Genomic DNA, 24461 nt, shown 5'->3' on the forward strand with positions numbered 1-24461 from the left:
CCTGCGATAAAGAACGGCTCATAACGAACCTGCCAGGGTTTTGAGGAACGCCACGGTGCCGCGAAACTCGGCCAACTGATCGAGCATCACTGGAATCAGGAAGCCGATGTAGATCAGCATCAGCACGGTGAAGAACAGGTTCTTCACCGGCAGCGACATATCGAAAATGTGCAGGCTTGGGGCCATCCGGGACAGGTAAGCGAGCATCAGATCAGTGATCAGCAAGCAGATGATCAACGGCGAAACCATAATCACCCCGACACGCATCACCTGGTCGAGAATCGACAGCACCGCCATCAGTGCCGAGCTGGCGAATAAGGGCGTGAACGCCGTTACCGGCCATAGCTGGTAACTGTGGTAATAGCCGTCGACCAACATGATGAAGCCACCGGACATGAAAAACAGCGCAATCAGCATCACCGTCAGCAAGGTCGCCATGACGCTGGACTCGCCGGAAGACAACGGGTCGACCAGTTGTGCCATCGTCGAGCCGCGCTGCAGGTCGACCAGTTCCCCCGCTACCTCGGCCGCCCAGAACGGAATGCCGAACAGCAGGCCGATGAGTACACCGATCAGCATCTCCTTGATCATCAAACCGGCGAGAAACAGGCTGCCATGATCGGGCAAGGCCGTTAACGCCCCGAACACCGGAACGAACATGGGAATGGCGATGGCTACTGCGACACAGCCACGGATCATGCCGGTCAGGCCGAGGCGATTGAACGCAGGGGTAATGATCACCACCCCCATGGCACGGCTGGCCGCAAGCGCCGCAGAGCTGATGACCGGGTACGCAACTTCAAGGAAGGCGTTGGCAACATTGATATCCATGCAGGCTCAGCGTGTCCACAAAGGGAAGTTGTCCAGCACCTCGCCACCCAGTTCGGCGACCTGGCTGGCCAGCAGCGGCCCGACGAACACGATCACCAACAGCACGGCAACCAGCTTCACCACCTGTGGCAGCGTCTGATCCTGGATCTGCGTCAAGGCCTGCAGCAAGCCGACGCTCAGGCCAACAACAATGGCGATGCCAAGCGCGGGTGCTGACAGTAACAACACCGTCATCAGCGCCTTGTTCATCAACGAAAGAAAAACGTCCTGTCCCATAAAATCACCCATAACTCAGAATCAAGCCATGCATCAAGCGTGACCAGCCGCTCAAGGCAACGAACAGAAAAATTTTCAGCGGGATTGATATGAGCGTTGGTGAAACCATCGACATGCCCATTGCCATCAGGACATTGGCGACCAGCAAATCCACCACCAGAAACGGGATGTACAGCAGAAACCCGATCTCGAACGCGCGTGTCAGCTCCGAGCTGACGAACGCCGGCACCAACACCACCAGGTCATCGTCGCGCAGGTCGGCGCGGGCCTGGGGTGACCAGATCGTTTCGGTGGCCTGCACGAAAAAACCGCGCTCGCTTTCGTTGGCAAACCGCGACAGATGCGCCTGCAGCGGCGGTCGGAGCGCATCGCCGAACTCGCGCAGCTGTTCGACATTTTCCATATTCAAGTCACGCCCCTCCACTTGGTGATACATGTCGCCAATCAGTGGCGTCGTCACGTAAACCGAAAGGATCAGGGCGATGCCGTAAAGCACCAGGTTCGGTGGCGTCTGCTGCACACCCAACGCATTGCGGATCAGAAACAGCACCACGGATATTTTCATGAAACCCGTCAGGGTCACTACCGCCAGCGGGATAAGACCGATAGTGGCAACGACTAGAATGATTTCAATCAGGTTGGGCTGGTAGCCAGTCATGGCTTGCAGAAACTCGACAGACGCACGCCCAGGCCTTCGCCGATCTTCACTAACTGGCCCTGGCCGACACGTCGGCCGTTGACCATCAGGTCGACACCGGTGTGCAACTGCGGTGCCAATTGCACCAGGCTTCCCTCACCCAGTTCACGCAACTGGGCCAGCGAGAGGTCTACACTGCCGACCTGACACACTAGTTTGAGCATAAGGTCGTCCAGCGCAGTGTCCAAATGCGGTCCGACGGTTGTTTCTGACATGAAATGTTCCCCCCCAAAAAAGTTAACGGCAGTCGGTTTTTCAAGCAGCGTCAAGATGTCGCCCTCGCGCTCAGCGCGGGCTTGCAGACGATCACCGAGTAACAGCCGAACTTGCGCGCCAGGCCAGTCCTCCAGCATCAGCACATCACCCGGCCGCAGGCTGCACAGCTGCGAAACGCTCAACCAGGCCTCGCCCCCCTCTACCGCCAGCGGTAAATACATCGAGGCCAATGGTTGGGTGGCGGGAGCAGCATGCCGATCCAGGAGTTCAGCGATCAATCTGGCTGCATCGGGGCTCATAAGCAGCGGCACCGCCCAGGTTGACTGGTGGGCAATCTGCACTTGCAGGATCAGGCTCAATACACCGAGTGAATCCGCCGCATCAGACGGTTCAACAACCCGCAACGACTGGCCTGTGAGTTGCTCCAGCGGCTCGATAAGATCAAGCAGGGCCAGTTCCAGCAGCAACGAGCCGGGTAAACGGTTCAAATGTTCAAGCGGGTAATTGGCCAGGCCCAACACCTCGAGCACTGCAATCGGCAACTGCATCACGAACGAGGTAGTACCCAGTGCCAAATGGAGGTCGAACAGCGGCCCGACGGGAGGGCTGTCACTGCTCCACACCACGCTGACTGGCTGACCGGCGCAGTGCCCCTGCCAGGCAGCGCGATGGCGATGCAGTCGGTTGTGCAGCATCAGCCATCGCGGATCGTAGGTGCGTAATTCGCTCAACGCTGTGTGAGTGTGTGGGACCTGCGTCAAACATTCGCGCTCACAGCACGTCATGCAAGGCCCCTTGGCGCCGATACAGGTATATCGTCGGCTTCGTCCCGAGAGTCCCACGCGCGACGTTCGCTCTGCAGGCGCCCTTCCAGCAGTAAATCGCACGCGAGTGCCTGACGCTGGCGCACCACGCGGGCAGCGTGAAACACGTCGCGCTCCTGCTCTTGTACTTCGAGACATCGCGCCATCTGCTCGACTGACGCTTGCAGCTCACACCGGCTGCCAGCCAACTGGTTCAAATGCTCCTGGGCCGCTTGCCAGGCATGGATCGATAGCCCGTCGCTGAAAGCCCCATAGATACGCTCGGCCTCGCGAGCCAGCGATTCCCGGTGCAGGCGCAGCGTCTCTCTAGCGTCATCGAGAGCGTGGTGCGTGTCGCAACAACGTTGCTGCTGAGCGGCCAACTGGCTGGCGGCACGTTGCTCGCGCAACTGACGCAAGGCTTGCAAGTTGCGTAAATCATTGGTCTTCACAAAACCTCCGGAGTTTTCATGCCAGCACCTGTCGCATGTGGTTGAGCGTCTGGTCGGAGCTGCTCGGTTCAGTTGCATCCTGGCGCAGGAACGTTTCGATGGCGTCATGCCGTGCGATGGCTTCGTCGGCCAGCGGATCGCTCCCGGCAGCGTATTCACCCACGCGCAGAAGCAATTCAATTTCATTGCGCCGAGCCATCAGTTCGCGGATACGCATGGCCAGTTGACGCTGCTCATCGCTGCACACCTGATCCATCAAGCGGCTACGGCTGCGCAACACGTCTACTGCGGGGAAATAGTTGCGCTGAGCCAGTTCAGCACTGAGCACAATGTGCCCATCGAGAATCGAGCGGGCTTCTTCTGCGACAGGATCCGTGGACACGTCACCCTCGGTCAGTACCGTGTACAGCGAGGTAATGCTGCCAATCGGGCCAGGGCCTGCACGCTCCAGAAGACGCGGCAATGCGGAAAAAAATGAGGGCGGATAGCCGCGCCGGGTCGGCGGTTCGCCCACTGCCAAGCCTATTTCCCGTTGCGCACGAGCGAACCGGGTCAGGCTGTCCATCAGCAGTAAAACATTGCGCCCCTGATCCCGATGATATTCAGCCAGCGCCGTGGCGACATAAGCCGCGCGCACCCGTTCAGCGGCGGGTCGATCAGAGGTCGCGACCACCGCAACGGTGCGCGCGCGAGCCTTGGCGTCCAGTTGTACATCCAGCAGTTCACGCACTTCCCGACCACGCTCGCCGATCAGACCGATGACGATGACATCAGCATCGGTGTGCCGCACGATGCTTGCCAACAGCGAGGACTTGCCCACACCCGGCTCGCCAAAAATACCCATTCGCTGCCCCTGAGCCAGGGTCAGCAAGCCATCGATGGAGCGCACGCCAAGGGACATCGGTTTGACAATCAACTGCCGCGAAAAGGGTGCGGGCGGTTCGGCGTGTAACGGGTATTGCCGCACGATACCCAGGGGCAGGACGCCGTTGCCATCCAGATAATCACCCATCGGGCTGATCACCCGCCCCAACTGTGCATCGCCGACGCTGACGCCCAACGTTTCGCCGGTGGCGATGATTTCGGTGCGCGTCGACAGGCCTTCCATTGAACCGATGGGGGACAGAATGGCTTCGTCCTGTTCAAACCCGATGACCTCCGCCGCCAGGCTGCGACCGCTGCTCGGATCGCGCAGTTGGCACAGCTCCCCGATATGCACACCGGCGACACTGGCACGCAAGAGCACCCCGCGAATACTGCGCACGGTGCCTTTCATGGGGCGCAGCCGCGCTTGGCTCAGACGTTCGGCCAGACGCGGAATAATCGCCTGCACATCAACACTCATGACTGCGGCTCATCGGCAAACGGCAGCAAACAGCGGCGCAGGTTGTTCAATTGCGCCTCCAGCCCCAGTTCCACGGTACCGACTGGACTGCTCAGCCGCGCCTGGCCGGGCGCGAGTTGCTCATCGGATTCAACCGTGATCATCAAAGCGTTATCCAGTTCCGGCTTCAGACGACGACGCACTGCCTCGAGGTCCTGGCGAGGTACGAACAGGCTCAGTGACTGATCCAGGCGAAATGCGCTCAGTGCCTTACGGGTGCAACGCACGATACGTTCGGCATCATCCATGTCATCAAGCACTTCACGCACAATGCCCATGGCCAGATCAGCCATGGCTGCTTCCAGACCGGACAGCCAGGTATCGACCTTCAACGAAGTCTCGATCAACAATGCTCCCGCTTCCTGAGCGCCTTGCTGGCGAGCACTTTCAAAGCCCGCTTCCCGAGCCTGTTCCAGCCAGCGGGCACTATCGGTACGAAGGTTCTGCGCCTCCTTTCTGGCGGCCTGAATGAAGGCATAACCATCAATCCAGAGGTCAGCCTGCTCGGCGCGAAGAATGCGCGCTGCTGGACGGGCGGGTAGCTCGCTCATCAGGCGACCTCCCCGACAGTTAACGGCAACGTCGCGGCGGCGCATCGTACAATACTCACCCCGCCTGCCGTGGGCCGGTTTTCTAACTGCGCGCCTTCCAGACGTAGACGGAGCCACTCACGCAGCTCTGGGGCCTGTTGCTGCAGCCATGCCTCTACGCAACTGGCACCATCGCGGTCAATGGACTCGAGCAACTCGTCAGGCTGACGCAACGGGTCGGCATCGCGTGCAAGCGAGCGATGCGCCAGAGCCAGGGCGAATACCTCGCTGCCCAGCGCATCGCGCAATACGTTGACTCTGTCACTGCGAATTTCGCGGCTTAACGCCCCCGCGTGCCAGATGGCGCCGCACAGGCGCGGCAAGCGCTTGAATGCCTCGGGAGAAAGCAGCAACACCGGCAAGTCCTGCTCGTCCGGTGGCAACACCGATGGCAGCTCAGCCAAGTGAAAGTGGTGCATTAATTGGTGTAACAGACGCGCCTGAAAACGCGGCTTGGCGTACAACATTGCCTGCTGTTGATCGCTCGGCGGCTGCGGCCAACACTCAAACAAATGGCGCCTGGCAACGAAGTCCAGCGGGCACTCGATCAAGCTGAGCCAGGCATGCATGGGGGGTGGTGCAGCCGTCATAGCGCGTCCTCCAGCACGTACACCGACCGGGCACGGCGCCGCTGCCAGTGCTGCCAGCCAAGTGCACCGGTGAGCCCCAGGCTGCTGAGCAGCAACAACCCGAACATCAGGCGCACCCGGGACAGATTGTCTTCGAGCACCCACACGCCCAGAAAGCTCGCCAAGCGAGGCTGAGCACCAGCGCGATGACTGGGGACAGTCGCCTTGATGGCCGTCACCGAGACACCTTCGTAGTTCAGACCGGAAATCCCGTTGGCGACCAGTGTCTTGATCTTCGGGATCAATTGATTGATATCCGTGGCCGGGTCATAGCGCACCAGCACTGATGCAGAAGACGGAGAGATCACGCGCTTGAGCAAGTCGTTGTCCGGCAGCACCACATGCACCCGGGCGGAGATGATGCCGTCGATTTGCGACACACTGTGGGACAGCTCTTCGCTCAGCGCATAGACCATTTGAGCCCGTTCCTGAACCGGCGACGACACCAGGCCATTGCTCTTGAAAACCTGGCCCATATTGGAAAACGACTGCCCCGGCAAACCTGCATCATCGAGCAGCGCCATGGCTTCGGCGAAGCGTTTTTCGTCCACCACTACCGTCAGTTGGCCGTTGTCCTGCACCTTGCGCGAGGCCGGTACACCGTCGCGCAACAGAACGGCCACCATGGCATTGGCCTCACGTTCGCCCAGGTTGGTGTACAGGTCGATATCACAGGCCTGCAGCATCCCGGCGAGGGCCATGACAATCATCAAACGCAGGGCACGACAGTGATTGGACATGGTTTATTGACCTTTCAGAAGCGTGTTGGCGGAGCCGGATATCTGCGTCGCGCCGCGCACTACCATTTGCGTTTCGATTGAATAGTCGAACATCCGGCCCAACGAATGGACGATCTGATCGACCTGCTGTTCGCCGACTTTTTTAGGCGGTTGCCCGGCGTCGGCACGTTGTTGCGCCGACGCCGGCTTATCCGTACCCGACGACGCCTGCGTATTCACCGGCCCTGTGGCGGCGCCCGGCGGCGAGCCACTGCTGAGCGCGTCGGCCCGTTCGGAAAAACTGCGCGAGCGGTCGATGAATCCATTCAGGCGCTCCATCAGGCCTTCGCCGATCTGATGGGGGCTTGCGCCCTGGGGCATGCCTTTGGCGCTGCCGGCCATGTGCTCGAACAGGTTCTGAGAGGCCTGCAGCCCTCCCGGCGCGCCTGACGGCGGCAATGCCGCCGTGGCGGGTGCTGCGACACTTGCAGTCATGGCGGTGTCCTATTCTTCGTCGTCTTCGGAAGACTGAGCTTCGTTGAGCATTTCCTGGGCCTTGGGCATGATGATGAACTGCCCTCCGACGGTCACAGCTTGGTTAACCAGGGCTTCGGTGAGTTCGTCCTCGCTCATTTGCGACTTGGATTTGTCCACTGCGGCGTTGAACTGCACTTCCGCCGTAGGGGTGACCTGGGTGCTGCTGTCGACAGGGCTGACTGACATCGTATTGCTCCTTACCAGTGGGTTATTCGCTGGGTTATTCGCTTGCTGGTCGCAGTTCAGTGGCTGATTTCAGTGGTCACCACGCTCCCACGAAATACCCGCACACCGCGCTCAAGCGCGAGGGGGGCCGTGACGGGGCGTTGCTGGTGATCAACATGCTGCTGAACCATGTTCAGGTAAGCCGGTGGCCCCGAGACAAACAGTTCGTCGCCATCGGGGCCTGCGCGGGACGACAGCTGTGTGCCGTAGACATCCAGGCTGCCCAGGTAGTGTTCAAGCTGTTCGAGACTCTGCCCCTGGGCCTTGAACAGGCGCGTACCGGTTTCCGCTTCGGTACTCAGGTACAGAATGTTGCCGTCGAAATACCAGCTCAAACCGTTGGACTCACACAGTTGCGTCAAAAAATCTCCTGCTGAGTCGCCTCTAACCCTGCTGCGTGACTTGCCGCGAACCTTGTCCGACATAACCACGATCAGTCCGAGGTTATGACCGAACTCCTCCATTGCGGCGCGTACATCCTGTTCGACCAGCACATAGGCGTAGGGCTCGGTGAACCACTGCGGTGCATCACCGATCTGTCTGTCTTCAGCCTGTACGCCGGCAGCGATCAGCATCGCCGTCAGTAGCCAGAGAGAGCACTTCATGAATCGGCGATTACCCATGACGTCGTCTCCCTCGCGTCGCGACTGCGCAATAGCAATCACCGCGTACATAACGTTCGCTATTGCGCTTCAAGTCGATAAAATGATTTTCCCGTCGGGTGAGCCGTTTCGGATGGTCTGCCCCTGCGGCTGATTGAGCGATTGCCCCACCGTCTTCGACCAAAGAGCCTTTTCCATGCCCAGTCGCTTTGCCTCCATGTTGATGTTGCTTGGCAGTGTCACACTCGTGTCGTGCAGTACTGCGCCCGCCTCCGACGGCAGTTACGAACGCTTCATGGGGTTGGGCGCCGACCTGCAAAAACGCGGCGACAACGTCAGCGCCGCAGGGCTTTATGAGAAGGCCACGCAACTGCCACAGGCGCAGCTCGATGCTTGGCTCAAACTGGGCCAAGCGCGACTGGCCAGTGGCGATGCGCGGGGTGCCGAGCGCGCCTTCCAACAAGCGCTGGAACGTCAACCGGACAGCGCAGCTGCCTTGCTGGGGCTGGGCACCGCACAACTGCGTCTGGGCAAACTGGACCGCGCGGTGACGGTGCTGACCCAGGCCAGTGCCCATCCCGATCAACCCGAAGCGTTCAACCGATTGGGCATTGCGCAAATCCTGCGTGGCCGATCCGATGCGGCTCAGGCGGCGTTCAACCAAAGTCTTGCACTGACCCCCAACGACCTCGATACGCGTAGCAACCTCGCCCTGGCTTACGCTCTGGACGGCAAGCCGCAGCTGGCTCTGGACACCATTCATACCGTCATTGAGTCTGCCCTCTCCCTGCCCCGGCACCAACGCAACGCATTGTTGATCAGCGTGCTCGCCGGCCGCGAAAAAGACCTGCGCACTCTGAGCCTTGACGACATTTCCGGCGCAGAGCGCAAGAAGCTTTTGACCGAGGCGCGACGCATCAAGGCCATCAAAGATCCGCAGGTCCAGGCACGCGAACTCGGCCTGATCGATACCCGATAGCGGCAGCTTTTTCATTGGCGCTCCTGCTTGTCGGCCCTGGCCTGCTGCTCGGATTGGCGTCGGCGCAGCTCTTCACGGTCGTAGCCATCAATGTAAATCTGCGCCGCACGCCCCACAGGCGCCGCCATAGTTGGCCCGGTCACCCTGCCCTGGAGCAGATCCGAACGCTGCTCGACCATTTGCAACAGCGCAAGATTGCTCGCGCATCCGGGTGGCAACAGCCGCACCTGCGAGCCCTCATCGTTATCCCATTGGTCCTCGGCTGGAGGCTTCAGGCACTCCACCGGGACCAGTTCGATGCGGCCGTCGGTACGGGTCAGCGCTTGATAATCCGGTGAATAGCTCGCGGGTGACAGCCGGGTTTTACAGCCCCCCAGCAGCGTCAGCGCCAGGCCGATCAGCAGCAGTACACGATTCATGGTTGCTCCTTGTTCAATTCATGTAGAAGCCGAACATTCCGCCGTTTCGCGGGCCTGCCGAGGCCGTGGTGGTATCGGCGGGCCTAGCGTCCAGTGGCGTGGCAAGGTTTCGCGCACGCACCGGTTGCACCAGGTAAGGCGTGATCAAAATCACCAGCTCGGTTTCATTGCGCTGAAAACGTTTGGAGCGAAACAGATTGCCAAGGATCGGCATGTCGCCCAGCATCGGTACCTTCTCGACGTCCTGACTGCTTTCGCGCTGGAACAGCCCCGCAATTGCGAAGGTCTGGCCGCTGCCGACCTCCACCCGCGTATCGGCACGCCGTACCCTGAACGACGGCACCTGATAACCGCCCACGCTGACGGTGCTGGAGCCCATCAGACTGCTGACTTCGGGGCGCACCTGCAGGGCGATTCGGCCGTTGGGCAACACCGTCGGGCTGAATAGCAGGGACACACCGTATTGCTTGTACTCAATGCCAACCAGGTCGCGGTTTACCGGGACCGGCACGGCGACTTCGCCGCCAGCCAGGAAACTAGCAGTCTGACCGGTCATGGCCGTGATGTTCGGCTCGGCAAGGATCTCGAGTACGCCGTTGCTTTGCAGCGCCTCAAGCATAGCGTCAACATTCACATTGCCCGACGCCAGTGCGGCGCTGACCACGTTGGAACCTGCGCTGGCCGCCAGTGCGCCACCCGTCAGCAGGCCAAATGAGAACGTTCCGTTGTTGAACAGCGCATTCCAGTTGACGCCGTAGCGCAGCAGCTCAGAACGTGACACCTCGGCAAACCTGACGCGAATATTGACCTGCGCCGAGCCCTCGTACGACGCACCGTTGATCGCGCTCTTGAAATTCTGGCCTTCGGTGCTCAGCAGTGCATTCAGATCAGTGGCCTCGTCCACACTTTTGACACTGCCTCTGGCAACGACTCGATTGCCCGACGCAGAGATTTGCGCACTGCTGCCCGGATGCAACGCCTTTAATGAACGACTGATAGCCTCGGTGCTGCTGCCGACTGACAGACTCAACGCTGCCAGTTGCCTGCCCTCGGCGCTGAGCGCGATCAGGCTGGTCTGCCCGGGCGCCTTGCCGAATACGTAAATCACTCCCGGTGACACCACCTGTAAATCGGCTACACTTGGGTCGGCGACCAATACTGCGTCGACCGGGGCCTTGAAGTTCAGAATGCGCCCTTCGCCTGAGGCCAGGTCAAGGTTGCCGGTGCTGCCTTCGGCAATGGCCTGGGCGTACGCAACCACTGGCAGCACCAGCGCTGTAACGACGACTATCCAAACGCCACGAAACCGCCCAAAACACATCATGAGGCACTCGCCATGGGAGTAATCGGGACGCCGCTGACTGGACGTCGATGAGTAATTTCGTTCAAGCCAACGCAGCAGAGCGACTGCAGGTTGTATTCGCCGGCCAGCTCGCGAAACGACAGGACCGCCAGCTCCAGCTCGCCGCGCATCACCAGGCGGCGCATGCCACGCCGCAATTCGGGATGGACCAGCAACACCGTCCTGCCCTCCTCAGGCAAGTATTCGCAGGCCTGGCGCAACTGTGTCAGCAGCACGCGGTTAATGTGTTCAGGCAGTGAATCGCCAGGGTTTTCCAGGCGCCGCACGCTCGCGCGCAACTGCTCTTCGAGATCGGGTGTGAGCACGAATGCGCTGATGATCCGGTTGCGGTCGGCGAACTGGTGGCTGATCTGACGTGCCAGCGCAGCGCGCAGGTGCTCGGACAGGCCCGGTGCGTCGGTTTGACGCGAGCCCCAATCGACCATGGTTTCAAGCAACGCACGCTGATTCCGAATCGAAACACCTTCGGCTATCAACAGGCGCAGTGCCTCCGCGATGCGCTGCAGCGGTACGATGCGCAGCACTTCCTTGACCAGTTCGCCGTACTGGCCCTCCATGTGCTCCAGGATTGCGCGGGTTTCCTGAATCCCGAGAAAATCTGCAGCGTAACGACGCAGCGTGCGATCAACCACGGCGCGCAACACTTCGTCGGGCAGCATAAAGCCGATGCCGGCCTCTTGCAGGCTGTCCTGGTGATGCAGTGCAATCCATTGCGCCGGTCGTCGACTCAAGGGCGAGTTGACTTCCAGCAACACAATATCCATCAAGTGCGCATGCACCGGGTCATCCTTGAGCAACAGATGGTCGGGAGGTAACTCGCCCTCACTGATCGGTACGCCCTCAAGCTCGATGACAAAGCGATTGGCGGGCATTGACGGGTCGACGTAAAGCCCCGGCACTGGCACTTCGATGCCCAGGTCGGCTCGAACCTCATGACACAGCGCCTCCAGCCGCTGGCGCAAACGCAGCTCCGGCGCCGCCTGTCCCAACACGGCCCCCATGCTGAGCAATAAACGGCTGTCCAGTGGTTTGCCAGGCATCATGGGTTTTTCAGGCAGATGCTCCTGATCGTCGGCCGCTTCGTCGACAGTTTCAGAGGAAAGCGCCTTGACGACCTGGCCACGTCGAAACATGACGAAGGCTGCGCCTCCCAACACCGTGGCCAGGCCAATGAAAACCAGTGCAGGGAACCCCGGCAGCAAGGCGACACCCAGCAGGATCAAGGCCGTCAGACCCAACGCCATGTGACTGGCGCCCAGTTGCTGCAGAATTTCCGTGCCCAGGTTGCCTTGCGCGCTGTCGCTGTTGACGCGAGTCACCACTGTACCCGCCGCGACTGAAATCAACAGCGCAGGAATCTGTGCAATCAGCCCATCGCCTACTGTCAGCAGCGAGTACGCGTGCGCCGCGTCGCCGAATGACATACCGCGCTCGACCATGCCGATCAACATGCCGCCCAACAGGTTCACCGACAGGATGACCAGTCCGGCGATTGCATCGCCTTTGACGAATTTCATCGCGCCATCCATGGCTCCGAACATCTGGCTTTCGCGCTCAAGCCGCGCGCGACGGCGGCGGGCCTCAGGTTGATCAATGTCGCCATTGCGCAAGTCATTATCGATGCTCATTTGCTTGCCGGGCATCGCGTCCAGGGTAAAGCGCGCCGCGACCTCGGCCACGCGCTCGGCACCTTTGGTAATCACCACGAACTGCGCCACCGTGATGATCAAAAACACGACAAGGCCAACGATCACTTGGCCTGCAATGACAAAGTCACCGAAGGCCTTGACGATGTGGCCGGCGTTGCCATCCAGCAGAATCAAACGTGTGGTGGTAATCGACAGGGAAAGCCTGAACAACGTACTGAGCAGAATCAGCGGGGGCAGCGCGGAGAACTCCACGGAGTGCGAAATATAAAACGCGACGATCAGGATCAGGATGCTCAAAGCAATATTCAGGCCGATCAATGCGTCGACCAGCCACGTGGGCAACGGGATGATCATCATCACGATGGCCATCAACATGAATGCGACGATGATCACGTCGCTGCGCCTGGCGGCAACGCTGGCCAGGACGTTGAGGCGGTTCATGACCTGCATCATCGCGCAGCTCTCCGGGCGGCCAGATAACTTTTGAAGCACTGGCGCGCATCTTCCTTACGGGCGGCTCCCCACAGCGCGCGACTGCGCAGCAAAAACACACCCGGCGACTCGCCTTCGGCAGCCACCAACCGGTCAAGCACATTCAACGCGCGGTCTGGTTGAGCGCTATCCGTGAAGGCCATCGCCAGAGCACGCAGCAACATGGGATCGCGCGGAGAGAGATGAACTGCAATCAGCAGCATCACCAGCCCTTTCTGCGCCTGACCGCCACGGCGATACAATTCACCGATGCCCTTGAGCAACTGGACAGCCTCCTGCCCTTCACGGCTGAGCGTTTCGTCGCGCATCAGGCCTGCACCTCGGCGCGCTGTTGCTCCAGGCTGCGTCGCACGTCGATTTCCTCGCTGATCAGGTCATGGGCCAAGGCCATTATCTGCGGCTCAGCGTCCAGATCAGGCAAGACGTTGTGCAGGACGTATTCGAGGATCTCCAGCGAGCGGGTACAGCCAAATATTTCCGGACTGATCCCGCTGACACTGCAAGACTGCTCGACATCGTCGCGCAATGTGCGGCGCGCCAGGCCCCCACGCTTGCTCAGGACCGCATCGAAACGCGCCCCCTGGCGCGGCTTCGCCGACTGGACAACATCAATCGCAGGAGGTTTGTCGGCGATGGCCGGCGGCAGCGAGCGAGGATCGATTTTCATAGGGTAAAGGTGAATCGTTCTTCACCCCGGGCAAGGATCACCTGATTGTTTTCGATACGCTCCAACGTCCAGTCATCGGCCAGTGCGGCGCCTGGGTAAAGACGCTTGCCGCTGTCATTGACGACATAGGGATGAGTACCGAACCAGACGGCCTGAAAGCGAACCCGTGGTGTGGCAACTTCAGCGCGGGGAGCAACATCGGCATGCAGAACCACTTGTTGTCCAAAGCGACTGTCATAGGCTTGTTGCACATCCATCCACTGAATCTTCTGAGTGGGCTCGTAGCTGCCCTGCAAAAGGAGCTGGCCATCACCTTCGGTGACTTTTATATGACTCAAACGGGCAGCCGTCAGTTGCTGCTCAAGCCAGAGCGCGGCTTGCGCGGCAGTTACGGTGTCTGGATATTGTGCATCGGAGGGCGCAACCAGTGGGTTGCGGGTGGGCAGCGCCAACGACGACACGGGCTGACCGCGAAACGCAAACGCGCCGACGCATAAAAACATCAACGCCAGCGCAATAACCCATCGCGGTACACGCCGCGAGGCACGCACGGCGCGCTGCGCAGCCCGGGTCTTAACGCAGGTATCCTTCAGGGTCAGTCGCGCTGCGCCGATGTGGATGACCAAGGGAAGTTTTGCGCAGTGGCCGCTGCCGGCGCAAACCGTGATCGCCTGAGCGTTGCGCTTCATGACAGTGACATCGCCGCCGAGGGCTTCGACCGCCACCTGACCGCACGAGAAGCGCAGGACCATGTGTCGTTCGGCAATGCCTGCGTCACTGAGCAACAAATCTGCGTTACCGGCGCTTCCAATAATGTAGGCAGCTTTGTCGAGGGCGATACTTACGCCCTGATGCAGGCCATGGGTGATGCTGAGCAGCGCCATGCTCTTTCCTGGCGCCGATGAACCACGCACCGAGGTTGCAAAAGTAAGAGCTGTCATGTCGGGTTACCCGAGTAGTACGTACAGACAAGGTCGAGTCAGACACCGATAAAACAATGCAAATGCGGCGCGAGGCGCCAGGCTAGCGAGCAGCCTCGCGACTGCTCGCACAGTAATATCAGTTCTGAGGACGTTGCTTGGTTGCATCAAGCTCAGCTTTTTTGGCTGTGGTCAGCTCGGTGATTTTTGCCGATTTCTCGATGGCCATGTTGAATGTGGCTTCCATTTTCGCGATCGCTGCATCTGCGCCACCGGAGTTTGCTGGAGGAACTGAACTCATTTTGTATCTCCTTGCTTTAGATGGAATATCTTCAGCCGCAAAGCGGCACACATGTTTAGGCAGCGCGACCAGGCAAATAACTACAAGTAGCCTGCCGCCCTGCACGAACCGATACTACTCAGATCAACTCGCAGAACGCTGTGAAAATTTGTGAAACGTTAAAAGGCAACTAGCCAGCTTCGCGGGAGATATCATTTAGCCTTCAGCCATTATTGTTTATTCCGATTCCAGTGAAACTTAGCAGATGTGAATTCTTGTGAAAAATTGACGCCAGCTGCATTTCTCCATGTTAAGTTCAAATACTCCCCTCGCGTACCCATATCCGTTTTTTATCAATTAATTCAATGCTTTTTGATGAGGGAACTACGGAAACGGCGGCATGCCGAGCCTGCAGCCTTGCGAACGCCTTTAACTCAACACTGAAGGCTTTTCAACATCACCAAAACTTAGGAAGTTGACCATGGTTACGAAAGTAGAAAACAACACAAGAAATGCTTCGGCCTCTGAAAACACCACCAACTCCTGGGAAAACTCCGTCAAGCTGGCTTCTGCAAACGCCAAGCTTAAAGTCAAACCGTCTACACGTGATGAGTTGGGTAAAGGCCAAAAACGTCCTGAAAGCGATAGTCGCTCGGCACAGCAAATTATAGAAGATACAAAACTGCTAAAAAATCTGGGCAATCAGAGCGGTGTTAAGGACAACCTCAAAAAACAAGTGGGCGACTTCGAAACGGATGCCGATGCCGCTTATCGCGCTGCCAAAGTGCTCGAACATGTGGTCAGCGTCGATGAAAACGGCAAGATGCTGACCGGTTACCACGCTGCTGATAAAAATAACGATAGCATCGATGGATTTACCAAAGACGGCGAAGCCGAGCACGGCACGGAGGCTGGCCGCTTGCAAGACTTTGGCAAATACGGCTATTCGAGCCTGCGTGGGGAATTGGTATCGGATCTGGGTGACAAGCAGAAACGTCCTGAGGGCGATACACGCTCAGCCAAGGACATTATCGACGCAACACCACTGCTTAAAAATCTGGGCAATCAGAGTGGTGTGAAGGACAACCTCAAAAATCAAGTCGGCGATTTCGAGAACGACGCCGATGCGGCCTATCGTGCCACCCAAGTACTTGAACATGTGGTCAACTTTGATGAGAACGGTAAGGAACTGACCGGTTACCTGGCGATTGATGGAGATAACGACAGCATCAACGGCTTCACTAAAGACGGTGACGCGAAGCACGGTACGGAAGCCGGTCGTTTACAGGACTTTGGCAAGTATGGCTATGCCAGCCTTAAGGGCGAACAGTTTCATGTGAAAGATAAAATACATTCGGATAAGGCTGCACCGCCTGATGAGCCACAGGACGTACAGAGCTTGCGCGACAAGTACAAAATTCCGACCTTCGGCGCTGAGGGCCTGATGGATATGGAGTTGACCAACGATAAAACCGTGAGCAGTCAAACCTCCGAGCACTTTGTGAAGGGCATTCGCGACGATATCAGCAGTGGAAAGTTATCCGAAAAGTCAGATGAAGCAAAGATGGTCAACTTGATCGAAGCCCAGGCTGCCATGAGTAGCGGCTACGAGATCAACGGCTACGCAGAGGCCATCAATTTAAACGTGGGCAGCAACAGTACATACCGTGAGTCGGATAAAAAACCGACCACGCTCAATGGAAAAGACATACGTGAAATCGTTGATGAGAAAAAACTTGCCAAAGAAATTTCCACGCTAATGGGCAAGGAGGGAGTTAAACATCGTTACAACGAAGCACTTCAGAAAAGCGTCAGCAGTTTGCCTGGGGATCGGTTGAATGAAGTGCGCGAACAGGTCTTCCCTGCCCTCTTCAAGGAGGACTCGCGTGATGCGAACACTAACTTCGAAGACTACGTGATTGCCATGAATGACTCTGGTGATCCGCAAAAACAAAAGATCGCAGAACTGGACGTGGACAGGTATTTCGACTCCCTGCGTATTTTGGAACCTGACAGTTACACTGCGCGCCGCCAGACGTTCGATCAGAATATGATGACGCATCAGTTGAACACCTATATGGAAAATCCAGACACGGTGTCGCCGGAAAATGCCCAAAGTGGCCTGCGTGCAACGGTGAGCATCATGAAAGGTGGACTCATCAGCGTCACGAATGGGCTGGACAAGGGTAATAAAGCTTACGACATGTACAAAAAGATGATGGATGAAGTCGACATTCTCGATGGGCATATCAAAGGGCTGACACCTGACGAGAACAAAAATATTGCAGCCGCCGTGCGCCTCGCCGCCATCAGTGGTGATCCCAAGGCAATCGACAAAGTGGTCGACACTCAACTCAAGGGACTTTCAAAAAATCGAGAAGAGACTGCTGGGACCCTCAAAAAGGTCCTGCATTCGGCCAGTTCCACTGGAGCGCTGAGCGCGATGTCGGGAACCATGGGCTTGGTCAGCGGCGCCATGCAGCTCGCCAACGGCGGCAAGGGTATGACAGAAGATCAGAAAATCGCTGCGGCGCGTGATTTGATAGGCGGTTTGAGTTTCACCAACGACTTCCTCAAGTTTGGCTCAAATATAGTAGAGACCGCTGGCGGCAAACGATCCTATGACCCTGCTGTGGATAATAACGGAATACGCGAGCCAAAAATCAAGGCGACTCAATGGCTCGGTCTGCTGGACGATAACTTCCCTGATCTTTGGGGCAAACAAAAAGCCGCAACGTCAGACGCGCTTGCAGACGCAATCAGCACTCGCGTTAAAACTTCCTCAGACACGCTCAAGAATCTTGATGCCACTCACCTGTCCGCTGCAGAGTTCAAGGAATATGACAAAATCGTTCAGTCTCTTGGTGAGAAAATGGGCGTCAAGGACATCTCCGGTAGCGCAGACATTGCTAAATCAAATAGCGCTGCCAAGGCTGCCGGACGTTCTTTCCTGCGCTTTATGGGCGGGTCGGCATTGGACGTGACAGGTGGGGTCATGGATATCGTGTCTGGTGCCCGCAAGCTCCAGAATGCCAAAACAGAATTGGAAAAGGTTGACGCTGCGTTTTCGCTCGGCTCCGGTATCTCCGGAACAGGTATGGGTATTTCCAACACCGTTGCCATGTTCGCCCCCAAAGGCGCGCACCTGGCGGCAAAGCTGGCCGGTGATGTCGCAACCACGGTAGTGCGTGGACTGGCCATCGGAGCTCGCGTCGCAGGGCCAGTATTTGCTGTAGCCGGAGTGGTATTTGGTATCGCAGGCACCATGATCGCCGAAGCAGTAGAGCATGCCAAACGGCAGAAACTGACCGACTCACAAGGCAAGTTTTTCAAGAATCTGGCCGACGCCGGAGTTACCCAGGACGACTGGGGCGATAAGCTCGAATACGCCCGCTACGCCACCTATATGTATGGTAGCCGGGACACTCCGCAAGAAAACTCCATGTTCGAGTTCCAGGCGGATGAGTGGAAACATTTCAAGGAAACCAAAGGTGAAAAAGGCAGTTCATTGGTTCGTCTTGCCCCCTATCTCCATAAGGACGGCGATCCTCAAAACAAGAACCTTTGGAAACAATTCCTGGCAGGTGGCACCAGTCTTGGCAACCGCAATGGTTTAAATTTGAAAACCGATAATGCGCGTCCTTGGGACAAAACAGATAGGGAGGCCGGCAGAAATAAAAGCGCCTGATCTGGCCAGGAGAGGCTAACCGTAGCGGGGGGAAGTCGCCCCCGCACCCAATTAAAGCGTTCCGGCAGCAACGACGTGATATTCATCGGCTCGAACGCATGCCGGCTTCTTAAGCCTGCGCCTCCCCTCAGGGCGGAGGAAGCATGATTAAAGGCAGTCGATGAAATCCGATATATTTGACGCATTCAACTTTCTGTATTGATGCCAGCCTCGCCATCAAGCTCTACCGTATTGACACCCGGTATGCGACGCAAACGCTGTTCAAGTTGGCCCGGATCGGTTGACTTCGACGTTTTGACGGCAAAGCCGCCAAGGTTCTCATACGTCAACATGATTTTACCGCCGGCTTTTTTTATTTCGTGTTTGATCCACGTCCGTTTCGCTTGCGTATTACAATCACACAATACGATGAACGTTGACTGAGCGTTTGACGAGGGCGCCTGTACTTCCATCGCTTCGGCATCCAGTGAGGAGATGGAGAGCGCTCCCAGGGTCAACAATAACAGCGGATATTTCATGGCTAAAGCACTCCGGTTTTTAATATACACATATTAGAGTCAGCATCATTACAGAGACGCGCCCGATGCTTTTTACTCAACCCAACTAGGCGCTCGAAACTGACCATCCGCTTCGTCTATGCCATCAGATAATACCTGTAGAGCAGCGTCAACTGCCGCCTCCTTGACGAAAAGTGCAAAGTCGCCGAGTTGGCGCGTGAATTCACCCAACACCCATAGGCCCGGTTTTGCTTCAACGATTTTCGTGTATTTTCCAAGAACGTTTAGAAGTCTTTCGCTTGCATTAATTACAACAATATCGGCATAGCCGCGCACACTTTTATTGTCAGCGTTCGAGTTATGCGCATTACTTGATATCGCTGCCATTTCTGCCGCAGTCATCGCGCTTTCGAAGACCTGTTGAATATGTCGCTCAAAACTGGGATTCATTGAGAAACTCCTGTCTCGTACCCGTTCGCTATGCCTTCAAGAGGCTGATTTGTCTTGTTGCTGTGAGTAAGGGCGCTGGTAGGCAATGGACTTTGCAGCCAGCTCAAACGAATCTCGATGACTTCGACCCAATTTTCACCGAGCGGCGGCACACAAGAATGCATGAATCCCTGGCAGCAGCCATGATCATCCAAAAATGCGTAACAGCGATAATTGGAGTGTGATTGAAATAATTTTTTTATGCAGCGCAAGTGTTTGTACTCTACTTATTACAGATGTCTTCAATCTCAGTATGACATCTCGCTGCAGCAGGTTTTCTATAGGGAAATTGTAATTTTTCCATCAGTTCAGTCAGGGTTCAGCAAAGATACTGCTCAGCTACTTCCCTTCTGTTATGAGGTTGAGCTCTTCTGTAAACTCGCCCAGGGCAAGAATCCCCTAGCCCTCCAGGGGATTTTTACTTCTGCAGACGCAGGTCAGTTACCAGGTCGCTGCTTGGTAGAATCCAGCTCGGCCTTTTTGCCAGTGCTGAGCTCAGTGATTTTAGCCGACTTGGCGATAGCCAGATCGAATGTATCCTGCATCTTCGCAATCGCGTCAGTGGCAGTACCATTCAATCCACCATTGGCCGCCCAATCGAAGTTCCAGACACCGGAAAGGTTATCTTCATGAGCAACATCGTGGGTTTCGATGGCACGAAATACATCTGGATGGCGTTGCATATAATCCGCGGCGCTGGCGACATCGGCGGGGGTTTTACCTGAGTTGTCGCGGGCTAACTGGGCAAGCTCTTGACCGGTAATCGCCCCCTTACCCGTCTGCCTCATGTAGTCGGCAATGATCTTGCTCGACTTTGCTATATTCAACTTGTCGTCGAACGACGGCGTAGACGAACTCTGATTAGCGGGTTGACTACTGGTGGCGGACACTTTACTCATTTTCTCTGCTGCCCTTCGAATGATGGTATCGCCGCAGTGACGATCTCCGGCAGTTCAAGCTAGCACGGGAAAAAGCTTTTTATAGAGAGGCTTCACAACGTTTCACAGAAATAAACATGCCTACCAATGTGAAACGTATCCAAGTGAGCACCCATGAGAATTTTGGAAAAATAAATAGCACTTGGCGCATCCGGATGTGCAGCGCTATATGGGCTCTATAGCTGTCAACGCCCAACCTCGCCATATACTCGATCAGGCTTTGTACAAAAAAATATTGCCGAATACAGCATTTTAGAAGTCTGCGCTGCGTATGATCCACCCCACCAGCCCCGCGAGCGTCGCGGCTGAGGGTTCCCCCGCGAGGATCCGAACGCCGGGCAACGTATCAGCGATCACCTGCACGCAGGGCCCGGTACCGGCCCCACATCCAGGATCACTCCCTCGGGATCGGCGCACTAAGCATCGGTCATGAAGGCATTACGTTAAGCTTGATTGAGTCAAGATTAATCGGCCTTTTTTACAGCACGAATCGGTTAACCAACTGATTCAGGTTAATCGCCAGTTTTGACATTTCACCGCACGCACTGGCCGTCTGGCTGGCTCCTGCCGCACTCTGTGTTGCAAGCTCACGAATACTGACCAGGTTGCGGTCGACCTCACGTGCAACGTGCGACTGCTCTTCAGAAGCCGTGGCGATCATGAGGTTACGTTCATTGATTTGAACAATCGCCATTGATATTTGATCAAGCGAGGTACTGGCCTCCTGGGCGACGCCAAGCGATTCGGTCGCCAGGTCTCTGCTCGTGTTCATTGCCTTCACAGCGTGGTCTGAGTCGCTCTGAATGGCAGTAATCATCTGCTCGATCTCTTGGGTCGATAACTGGGTGCGATGCGCCAAAGCCCTTACTTCGTCAGCAACCACTGCAAACCCACGACCTTGCTCGCCGGCGCGTGCGGCCTCGATAGCAGCGTTCAATGCCAGTAGATTGGTCTGTTCTGCAATCGCCCGAATTACTTCAACAACTTTAGTGATGCCCTGGGCGCGATCTGACAACCCTTGAATCTGTTCGCTCGTGTTTTTAACGTTAGCGTTCAGCTTTTGCATTGACTTCAATGTCTGAGCTACTCGCGCCAAACCTATTTCGGTATAGACTTGGGAGCGCCTTGACTCTTCGGAAGCAGACTCCGCATTACGAGCGACTTCATCAACGGCTGCGCTCATTTCTGTGACAGCGGTGGCAGCTTGATTGACCTCGTCATTTTGGGTGACAAGACCTCGACTCGACTCCTCAGTGACCGCTGTCATCTCTTCTGACGCAGAGGCCAGTTGGGTGGACGAATCCGAGATTTGCATAATCGTGGTACGCAGGTTTGTCTGCATCTGCGCGAGCGCTTTCAACAGTCGTCCGGCTTCGTCAGTCCCGCTGAACAATACCTCCCTGGAAAGGTCACTGGCCGCAATACGCTCTGCAATAGACAGGGCGTCCTTAAGCGGGGAGGTAATACTTTTCGTCAGCAATAATGCCAACGCAGCCGTCAAAATAATTACGCCCGCTATAAGTGCGACAACAAGCCAAAGGCCCTTACTATAGAGATCGGTCGCGGTTTGCCCAGCTTGTGCCGCACCTTCATCGTTAAAACGGGTCAAATCCTTGATCTGCTGCTCCATGTTGTCGGTCAGAGGACGGAGGTTGGTACTCACCATATTGGCCGCTTCCGCTATCTCACTCTTCCTCATTAACGGTTCGAGAAGATCCAGTTGTTTGGAATAGGCATCGGAACTGTTTTTTACCAGCGTATAAAGCGAGCGTTCTTTATCACTCGCGATGAGGCGTTCATAATTCGTTACCGCATCGGTAAACGCTTTACGGTAGGCGGTGAATTTTTCAATGTTCTTTTGAATGAATTGAGGTTCCGCGAGGTTTTTCCGTGTTTCGAGCCTCAGACGCAGGGCCCCATTACTCATCAAGGCCGTTTGCCGGATGCTAGCCATCCATTTGAGTTCGACGTCTTTTTCGGCGTCCTTTAGCTTGCCCATTTGCAGGATGGCGAATGAGCCGAGCACCAAAACCAGCACGATGATTAAAGCGAAAAACAGAGCCGCGCGAGGAGCTAAATTAAGGTTTCTAAGAAGCATATAGAACTCCTGCTTTCCCACGTTTATTGAAGTTTTTAATAAAATCGACACAAAGTTGGAAACTTTAAGGATGCGGTCGAAAGGCGATAAAGCTGGCGAATGGCGATAACTTAAAGGCTACCTTGCGCCTTTACGTTTTTCAGCACACCTGCACATGCCGTGCAGGCGCCGAACAGGATCAACGCCAGCGAGCACGTCTTGAGCTAAGATTTCAGACCATTCACTTTATGCATAACATTGCCCCAGCGCGGTAGTTTTTTTTATGATCGACGATGCACCCAAAGGGTCTTTGCAGGGTTGGGCTCATCAACACAATAACCAGCCATCGAAGGTAACGTTAGCGCCGATTGATTCACTTTCCCGTTCAGCCTATCGACTAATGGAATAACTATGGATATTGAGTGGTATGAGGATTTCCTCGCATTGGCAGACACGGGAAAATTTACTGCCGCTGCGAGCATGCGCAGATCATCGCAGTCAGCCTTGAGTCGACGCATCCAATTGCTGGAAACGCGCCTGGGCGCCGTCCTGATCGACCGCAGCAAGAACCCCATCCGCTTGACGGTCGCCGGCCAGGCCTTGCTGCCGAACGCCCTGGAACTGGTACGTCTGGCGCGCGACTGTGAGCAGAGCGTGAAGATCCTCGACTGCCCGTTGAGCTTCGCATCGCTGCACACCCTGGCCTGCAATTTCTTTCCAGACTGGATCAGTCACGCAATGCCGCCAGGCGAACAGGTGTTTACCCGCATCGACACCAGCTACCGCAGCACAGATGATTACTACATGGCACTGCTGTCCGGCCGCTGCGACTTCATCCTGTTTTATCGGGAAGCTGAATCGCAGGCTTACGCCCAGCGTGAGGAGTTCGAAACACTGTCGCTGGGCCACGACGAGCTTTACTGGGTTGCAACGCCACAACTGGCTGAGCATTGCACTCAGTCAGATGGCCCGATCCCGTGGCTGACCTATTCGCGCAGCGCCCAATTGCACGAACTCTCGCGCACCCAGGTCAGTCGCCACCCTCAACCCGAACGCCTGCAACGGGTATTCGAAGCGACGGTGTCCGAGGCGCTCAAATCCATGGTCGCCAACGGCCACGGTGTCGCTTGCATGCCCCACACCATGGTCGCAGGGATGATTGAACAGGGCGAGCTGGTCAGGCTGTACCCGCAAATGGAGCCTGATCATCTCGAAGTCATACTGGTGCGCTGGCTGGGTAACCGTAACACGCAGGCGCAAGCGTTATGGGCGCGTCTGGCGGGTGCTTGATTGCGGATAAGGGCTTCGTTGGCCATTAAAAGCTTGGCGATAAAGGCGATTGCGTCCGCTTAAAATACGTGGACATCATCGCCCTTAATGCTGGAATTCGGTAGGTGACTTGACCGGACGGATACGCATCAGCAACGAGTGTGAATGGTTGAACTCAGATGGGTCTCGATGAAGGAGGTCAGCAGGGAGGGCGGTACGTGAAAATGCAGAGCCCAAGTCTGGGCGACTTCAATCTGAGGGTCAGTATTTCTGCACTTAAGCGCAAAAAATGCGCGACTCTAAAACCGATTCCCTCTTTAGCGTATCCACCAATGACCTTCTCTGCAATTCGCAGAGGAATGTCGATTGAGAAGAGGTCACGTTGCCGCGTTAACGCATAACGCCTTTAACAGTTATGCGCGGATTACATTCAGCCCTCGACTTTTCAAAAGCTGGCAATCGAGCGCGATGTAAGAACTTTCGGCTTTTCGTACTCCGGGAAAACGCTACTGATTGCCACGGGCGCAGACTGCGATCTCGGAGACATGCTGCCGTGCGCCCTCAGCGTCCGCTTTAACCGAAAGTAGCCTGTCAACATGTGTACAGACATTTTTCAGGCAAAAAAAAAGCCACTCATCTGAGTGGCTTTTTTTCTGAATCTTGGAGCGGGAAACGAGACTCGAACTCGCGACCCCGACCTTGGCAAGGTCGTGCTCTACCAACTGAGCTATTCCCGCTTGGTGACGCGCATTCTATAGAATCCTCGGCGCTCG

General features: G+C 56.6%; 26 protein-coding genes and 1 tRNA gene. 3 read left to right on the forward strand and 24 right to left on the reverse strand.

Annotation, left to right across the window (positions count from 1 at the left end; genetic code table 11):
- Positions 1-18: 18 nt before the first annotated feature.
- The 12 genes from sctT to ACXX81_RS13065 all read right to left on the reverse strand — a co-directional run bounded on the left by sctT (position 19) and on the right by ACXX81_RS13065 (position 7934).
- Entirely contained in the window at positions 19-831 is an 813-nt protein-coding gene (gene sctT, locus ACXX81_RS13010; protein ID WP_458571830.1) for a type III secretion system export apparatus subunit SctT, read from the reverse strand.
- A gap of 6 nt (positions 832-837) precedes the next feature.
- The gene (locus ACXX81_RS13015; RefSeq protein WP_458571831.1) at positions 838-1107 is read right to left on the reverse strand and encodes an EscS/YscS/HrcS family type III secretion system export apparatus protein; all 270 of its coding nucleotides are present in this window, start codon (positions 1105-1107) and stop codon (positions 838-840) included.
- Between the two features lie 4 nt (positions 1108-1111).
- Positions 1112-1765, reverse strand: a complete 654-nt coding sequence (gene sctR, locus ACXX81_RS13020; protein ID WP_458571832.1) for a type III secretion system export apparatus subunit SctR — start codon at positions 1763-1765, stop codon at positions 1112-1114.
- A complete protein-coding gene (locus ACXX81_RS13025; RefSeq protein ID WP_458571833.1) occupies positions 1762-2715 on the reverse strand; it encodes a FliM/FliN family flagellar motor switch protein in 954 nt (317 codons plus the stop codon). The genes sctR and ACXX81_RS13025 overlap by 4 nt, the downstream gene beginning before the upstream one ends.
- Positions 2716-2801: 86 nt before the next feature.
- Entirely contained in the window at positions 2802-3275 is a 474-nt protein-coding gene (locus ACXX81_RS13030; protein ID WP_458571834.1) for a hypothetical protein, read from the reverse strand.
- Positions 3276-3291: 16 nt separating this feature from the next.
- Entirely contained in the window at positions 3292-4620 is a 1329-nt protein-coding gene (locus ACXX81_RS13035) for a FliI/YscN family ATPase (RefSeq protein ID WP_458571835.1), read from the reverse strand.
- A complete protein-coding gene (sctL, locus tag ACXX81_RS13040; protein WP_458571836.1) occupies positions 4617-5210 on the reverse strand; it encodes a type III secretion system stator protein SctL in 594 nt (197 codons plus the stop codon). Before sctL ends, ACXX81_RS13035 begins: the two co-directional genes overlap by 4 nt.
- The gene (locus tag ACXX81_RS13045) at positions 5210-5818 is read right to left on the reverse strand and encodes a type III secretion protein (RefSeq protein WP_458571837.1); all 609 of its coding nucleotides are present in this window, start codon (positions 5816-5818) and stop codon (positions 5210-5212) included. The genes sctL and ACXX81_RS13045 overlap by 1 nt, the downstream gene beginning before the upstream one ends.
- Before the next feature lie 17 nt (positions 5819-5835).
- Positions 5836-6618: a type III secretion system inner membrane ring lipoprotein SctJ gene (gene sctJ / locus ACXX81_RS13050; protein WP_458571838.1), complete on the reverse strand. Its 783-nt coding sequence runs from the start codon at positions 6616-6618 to the stop codon at positions 5836-5838.
- 3 nt (positions 6619-6621) lie between these two features.
- Complete coding sequence (locus ACXX81_RS13055; protein WP_458571839.1) at positions 6622-7092, reverse strand: hypothetical protein; 471 nt, start codon at positions 7090-7092, stop codon at positions 6622-6624.
- Between the two features lie 9 nt (positions 7093-7101).
- Positions 7102-7320: a hypothetical protein gene (locus ACXX81_RS13060; RefSeq protein WP_458571840.1), complete on the reverse strand. Its 219-nt coding sequence runs from the start codon at positions 7318-7320 to the stop codon at positions 7102-7104.
- A 56-nt stretch (positions 7321-7376) separates the two neighbouring features.
- On the reverse strand, positions 7377-7934 hold the full coding sequence (locus tag ACXX81_RS13065) for a type III secretion protein (RefSeq protein WP_458572591.1): 558 nt from the start codon (positions 7932-7934) through the stop codon (positions 7377-7379).
- A 223-nt stretch (positions 7935-8157) separates the two neighbouring features.
- Here ACXX81_RS13065 and ACXX81_RS13070 point away from each other — a divergent pair, with 223 nt between their 5' ends.
- A complete protein-coding gene (locus ACXX81_RS13070; protein WP_458571841.1) occupies positions 8158-8940 on the forward strand; it encodes a tetratricopeptide repeat protein in 783 nt (260 codons plus the stop codon).
- Between the two features lie 11 nt (positions 8941-8951).
- On the opposite strand, the gene ACXX81_RS13075 is transcribed toward ACXX81_RS13070, so the two are convergent.
- The 7 genes from ACXX81_RS13075 to ACXX81_RS13105 all read right to left on the reverse strand — a co-directional run bounded on the left by ACXX81_RS13075 (position 8952) and on the right by ACXX81_RS13105 (position 14751).
- Positions 8952-9359 (reverse strand): hypothetical protein, encoded by a 408-nt coding sequence (locus ACXX81_RS13075; RefSeq protein WP_458571842.1) that lies wholly within the window; start codon positions 9357-9359, stop codon positions 8952-8954.
- A gap of 13 nt (positions 9360-9372) precedes the next feature.
- The gene (locus tag ACXX81_RS13080; protein WP_458571843.1) at positions 9373-10683 is read right to left on the reverse strand and encodes a type II and III secretion system protein family protein; all 1311 of its coding nucleotides are present in this window, start codon (positions 10681-10683) and stop codon (positions 9373-9375) included.
- Positions 10680-12821 (reverse strand): type III secretion system export apparatus subunit SctV, encoded by a 2142-nt coding sequence (gene sctV / locus ACXX81_RS13085; protein ID WP_458572592.1) that lies wholly within the window; start codon positions 12819-12821, stop codon positions 10680-10682. Before sctV ends, ACXX81_RS13080 begins: the two co-directional genes overlap by 4 nt.
- Positions 12821-13171 (reverse strand): tetratricopeptide repeat protein, encoded by a 351-nt coding sequence (locus ACXX81_RS13090; RefSeq protein WP_458571844.1) that lies wholly within the window; start codon positions 13169-13171, stop codon positions 12821-12823. The genes sctV and ACXX81_RS13090 overlap by 1 nt, the downstream gene beginning before the upstream one ends.
- Positions 13171-13530 (reverse strand): hypothetical protein, encoded by a 360-nt coding sequence (locus tag ACXX81_RS13095; RefSeq protein ID WP_458571845.1) that lies wholly within the window; start codon positions 13528-13530, stop codon positions 13171-13173. Before ACXX81_RS13095 ends, ACXX81_RS13090 begins: the two co-directional genes overlap by 1 nt.
- Complete coding sequence (locus ACXX81_RS13100; RefSeq protein ID WP_458571846.1) at positions 13527-14414, reverse strand: SctD/MshK family protein; 888 nt, start codon at positions 14412-14414, stop codon at positions 13527-13529. The genes ACXX81_RS13095 and ACXX81_RS13100 overlap by 4 nt, the downstream gene beginning before the upstream one ends.
- A gap of 175 nt (positions 14415-14589) precedes the next feature.
- Positions 14590-14751: a hypothetical protein gene (locus ACXX81_RS13105; RefSeq protein ID WP_458571847.1), complete on the reverse strand. Its 162-nt coding sequence runs from the start codon at positions 14749-14751 to the stop codon at positions 14590-14592.
- 460 nt (positions 14752-15211) lie between these two features.
- Here ACXX81_RS13105 and ACXX81_RS13110 point away from each other — a divergent pair, with 460 nt between their 5' ends.
- Positions 15212-18418 carry a type III effector HrpK domain-containing protein gene (locus ACXX81_RS13110; protein WP_458571848.1) on the forward strand — a complete coding sequence of 1069 codons (3207 nt, stop codon included), beginning with the start codon at positions 15212-15214 and terminating at the stop codon, positions 18416-18418.
- 185 nt (positions 18419-18603) lie between these two features.
- Here ACXX81_RS13110 and ACXX81_RS13115 read toward each other — a convergent pair whose 3' ends face one another.
- The 4 genes from ACXX81_RS13115 to ACXX81_RS13130 form a co-directional block, all read right to left on the reverse strand.
- Positions 18604-18936, reverse strand: a complete 333-nt coding sequence (locus ACXX81_RS13115; protein WP_458571849.1) for a hypothetical protein — start codon at positions 18934-18936, stop codon at positions 18604-18606.
- A gap of 72 nt (positions 18937-19008) precedes the next feature.
- Entirely contained in the window at positions 19009-19365 is a 357-nt protein-coding gene (locus ACXX81_RS13120; protein ID WP_458571850.1) for a hypothetical protein, read from the reverse strand.
- A 476-nt stretch (positions 19366-19841) separates the two neighbouring features.
- Positions 19842-20303 carry a hypothetical protein gene (locus ACXX81_RS13125; protein WP_458572616.1) on the reverse strand — a complete coding sequence of 154 codons (462 nt, stop codon included), beginning with the start codon at positions 20301-20303 and terminating at the stop codon, positions 19842-19844.
- 517 nt (positions 20304-20820) lie between these two features.
- Positions 20821-22440 (reverse strand): methyl-accepting chemotaxis protein, encoded by a 1620-nt coding sequence (locus ACXX81_RS13130; protein ID WP_458571851.1) that lies wholly within the window; start codon positions 22438-22440, stop codon positions 20821-20823.
- Between the two features lie 390 nt (positions 22441-22830).
- Here ACXX81_RS13130 and ACXX81_RS13135 point away from each other — a divergent pair, with 390 nt between their 5' ends.
- Complete coding sequence (locus tag ACXX81_RS13135) at positions 22831-23709, forward strand: LysR family transcriptional regulator (protein WP_458571852.1); 879 nt, start codon at positions 22831-22833, stop codon at positions 23707-23709.
- A gap of 640 nt (positions 23710-24349) precedes the next feature.
- Here ACXX81_RS13135 and ACXX81_RS13140 read toward each other — a convergent pair.
- Positions 24350-24425, reverse strand: a tRNA-Gly gene (locus ACXX81_RS13140).
- Between the last annotated feature and the right edge of the window lie 36 nt (positions 24426-24461).

The organism is Pseudomonas sp. GNP013 (assembly GCF_054343995.1).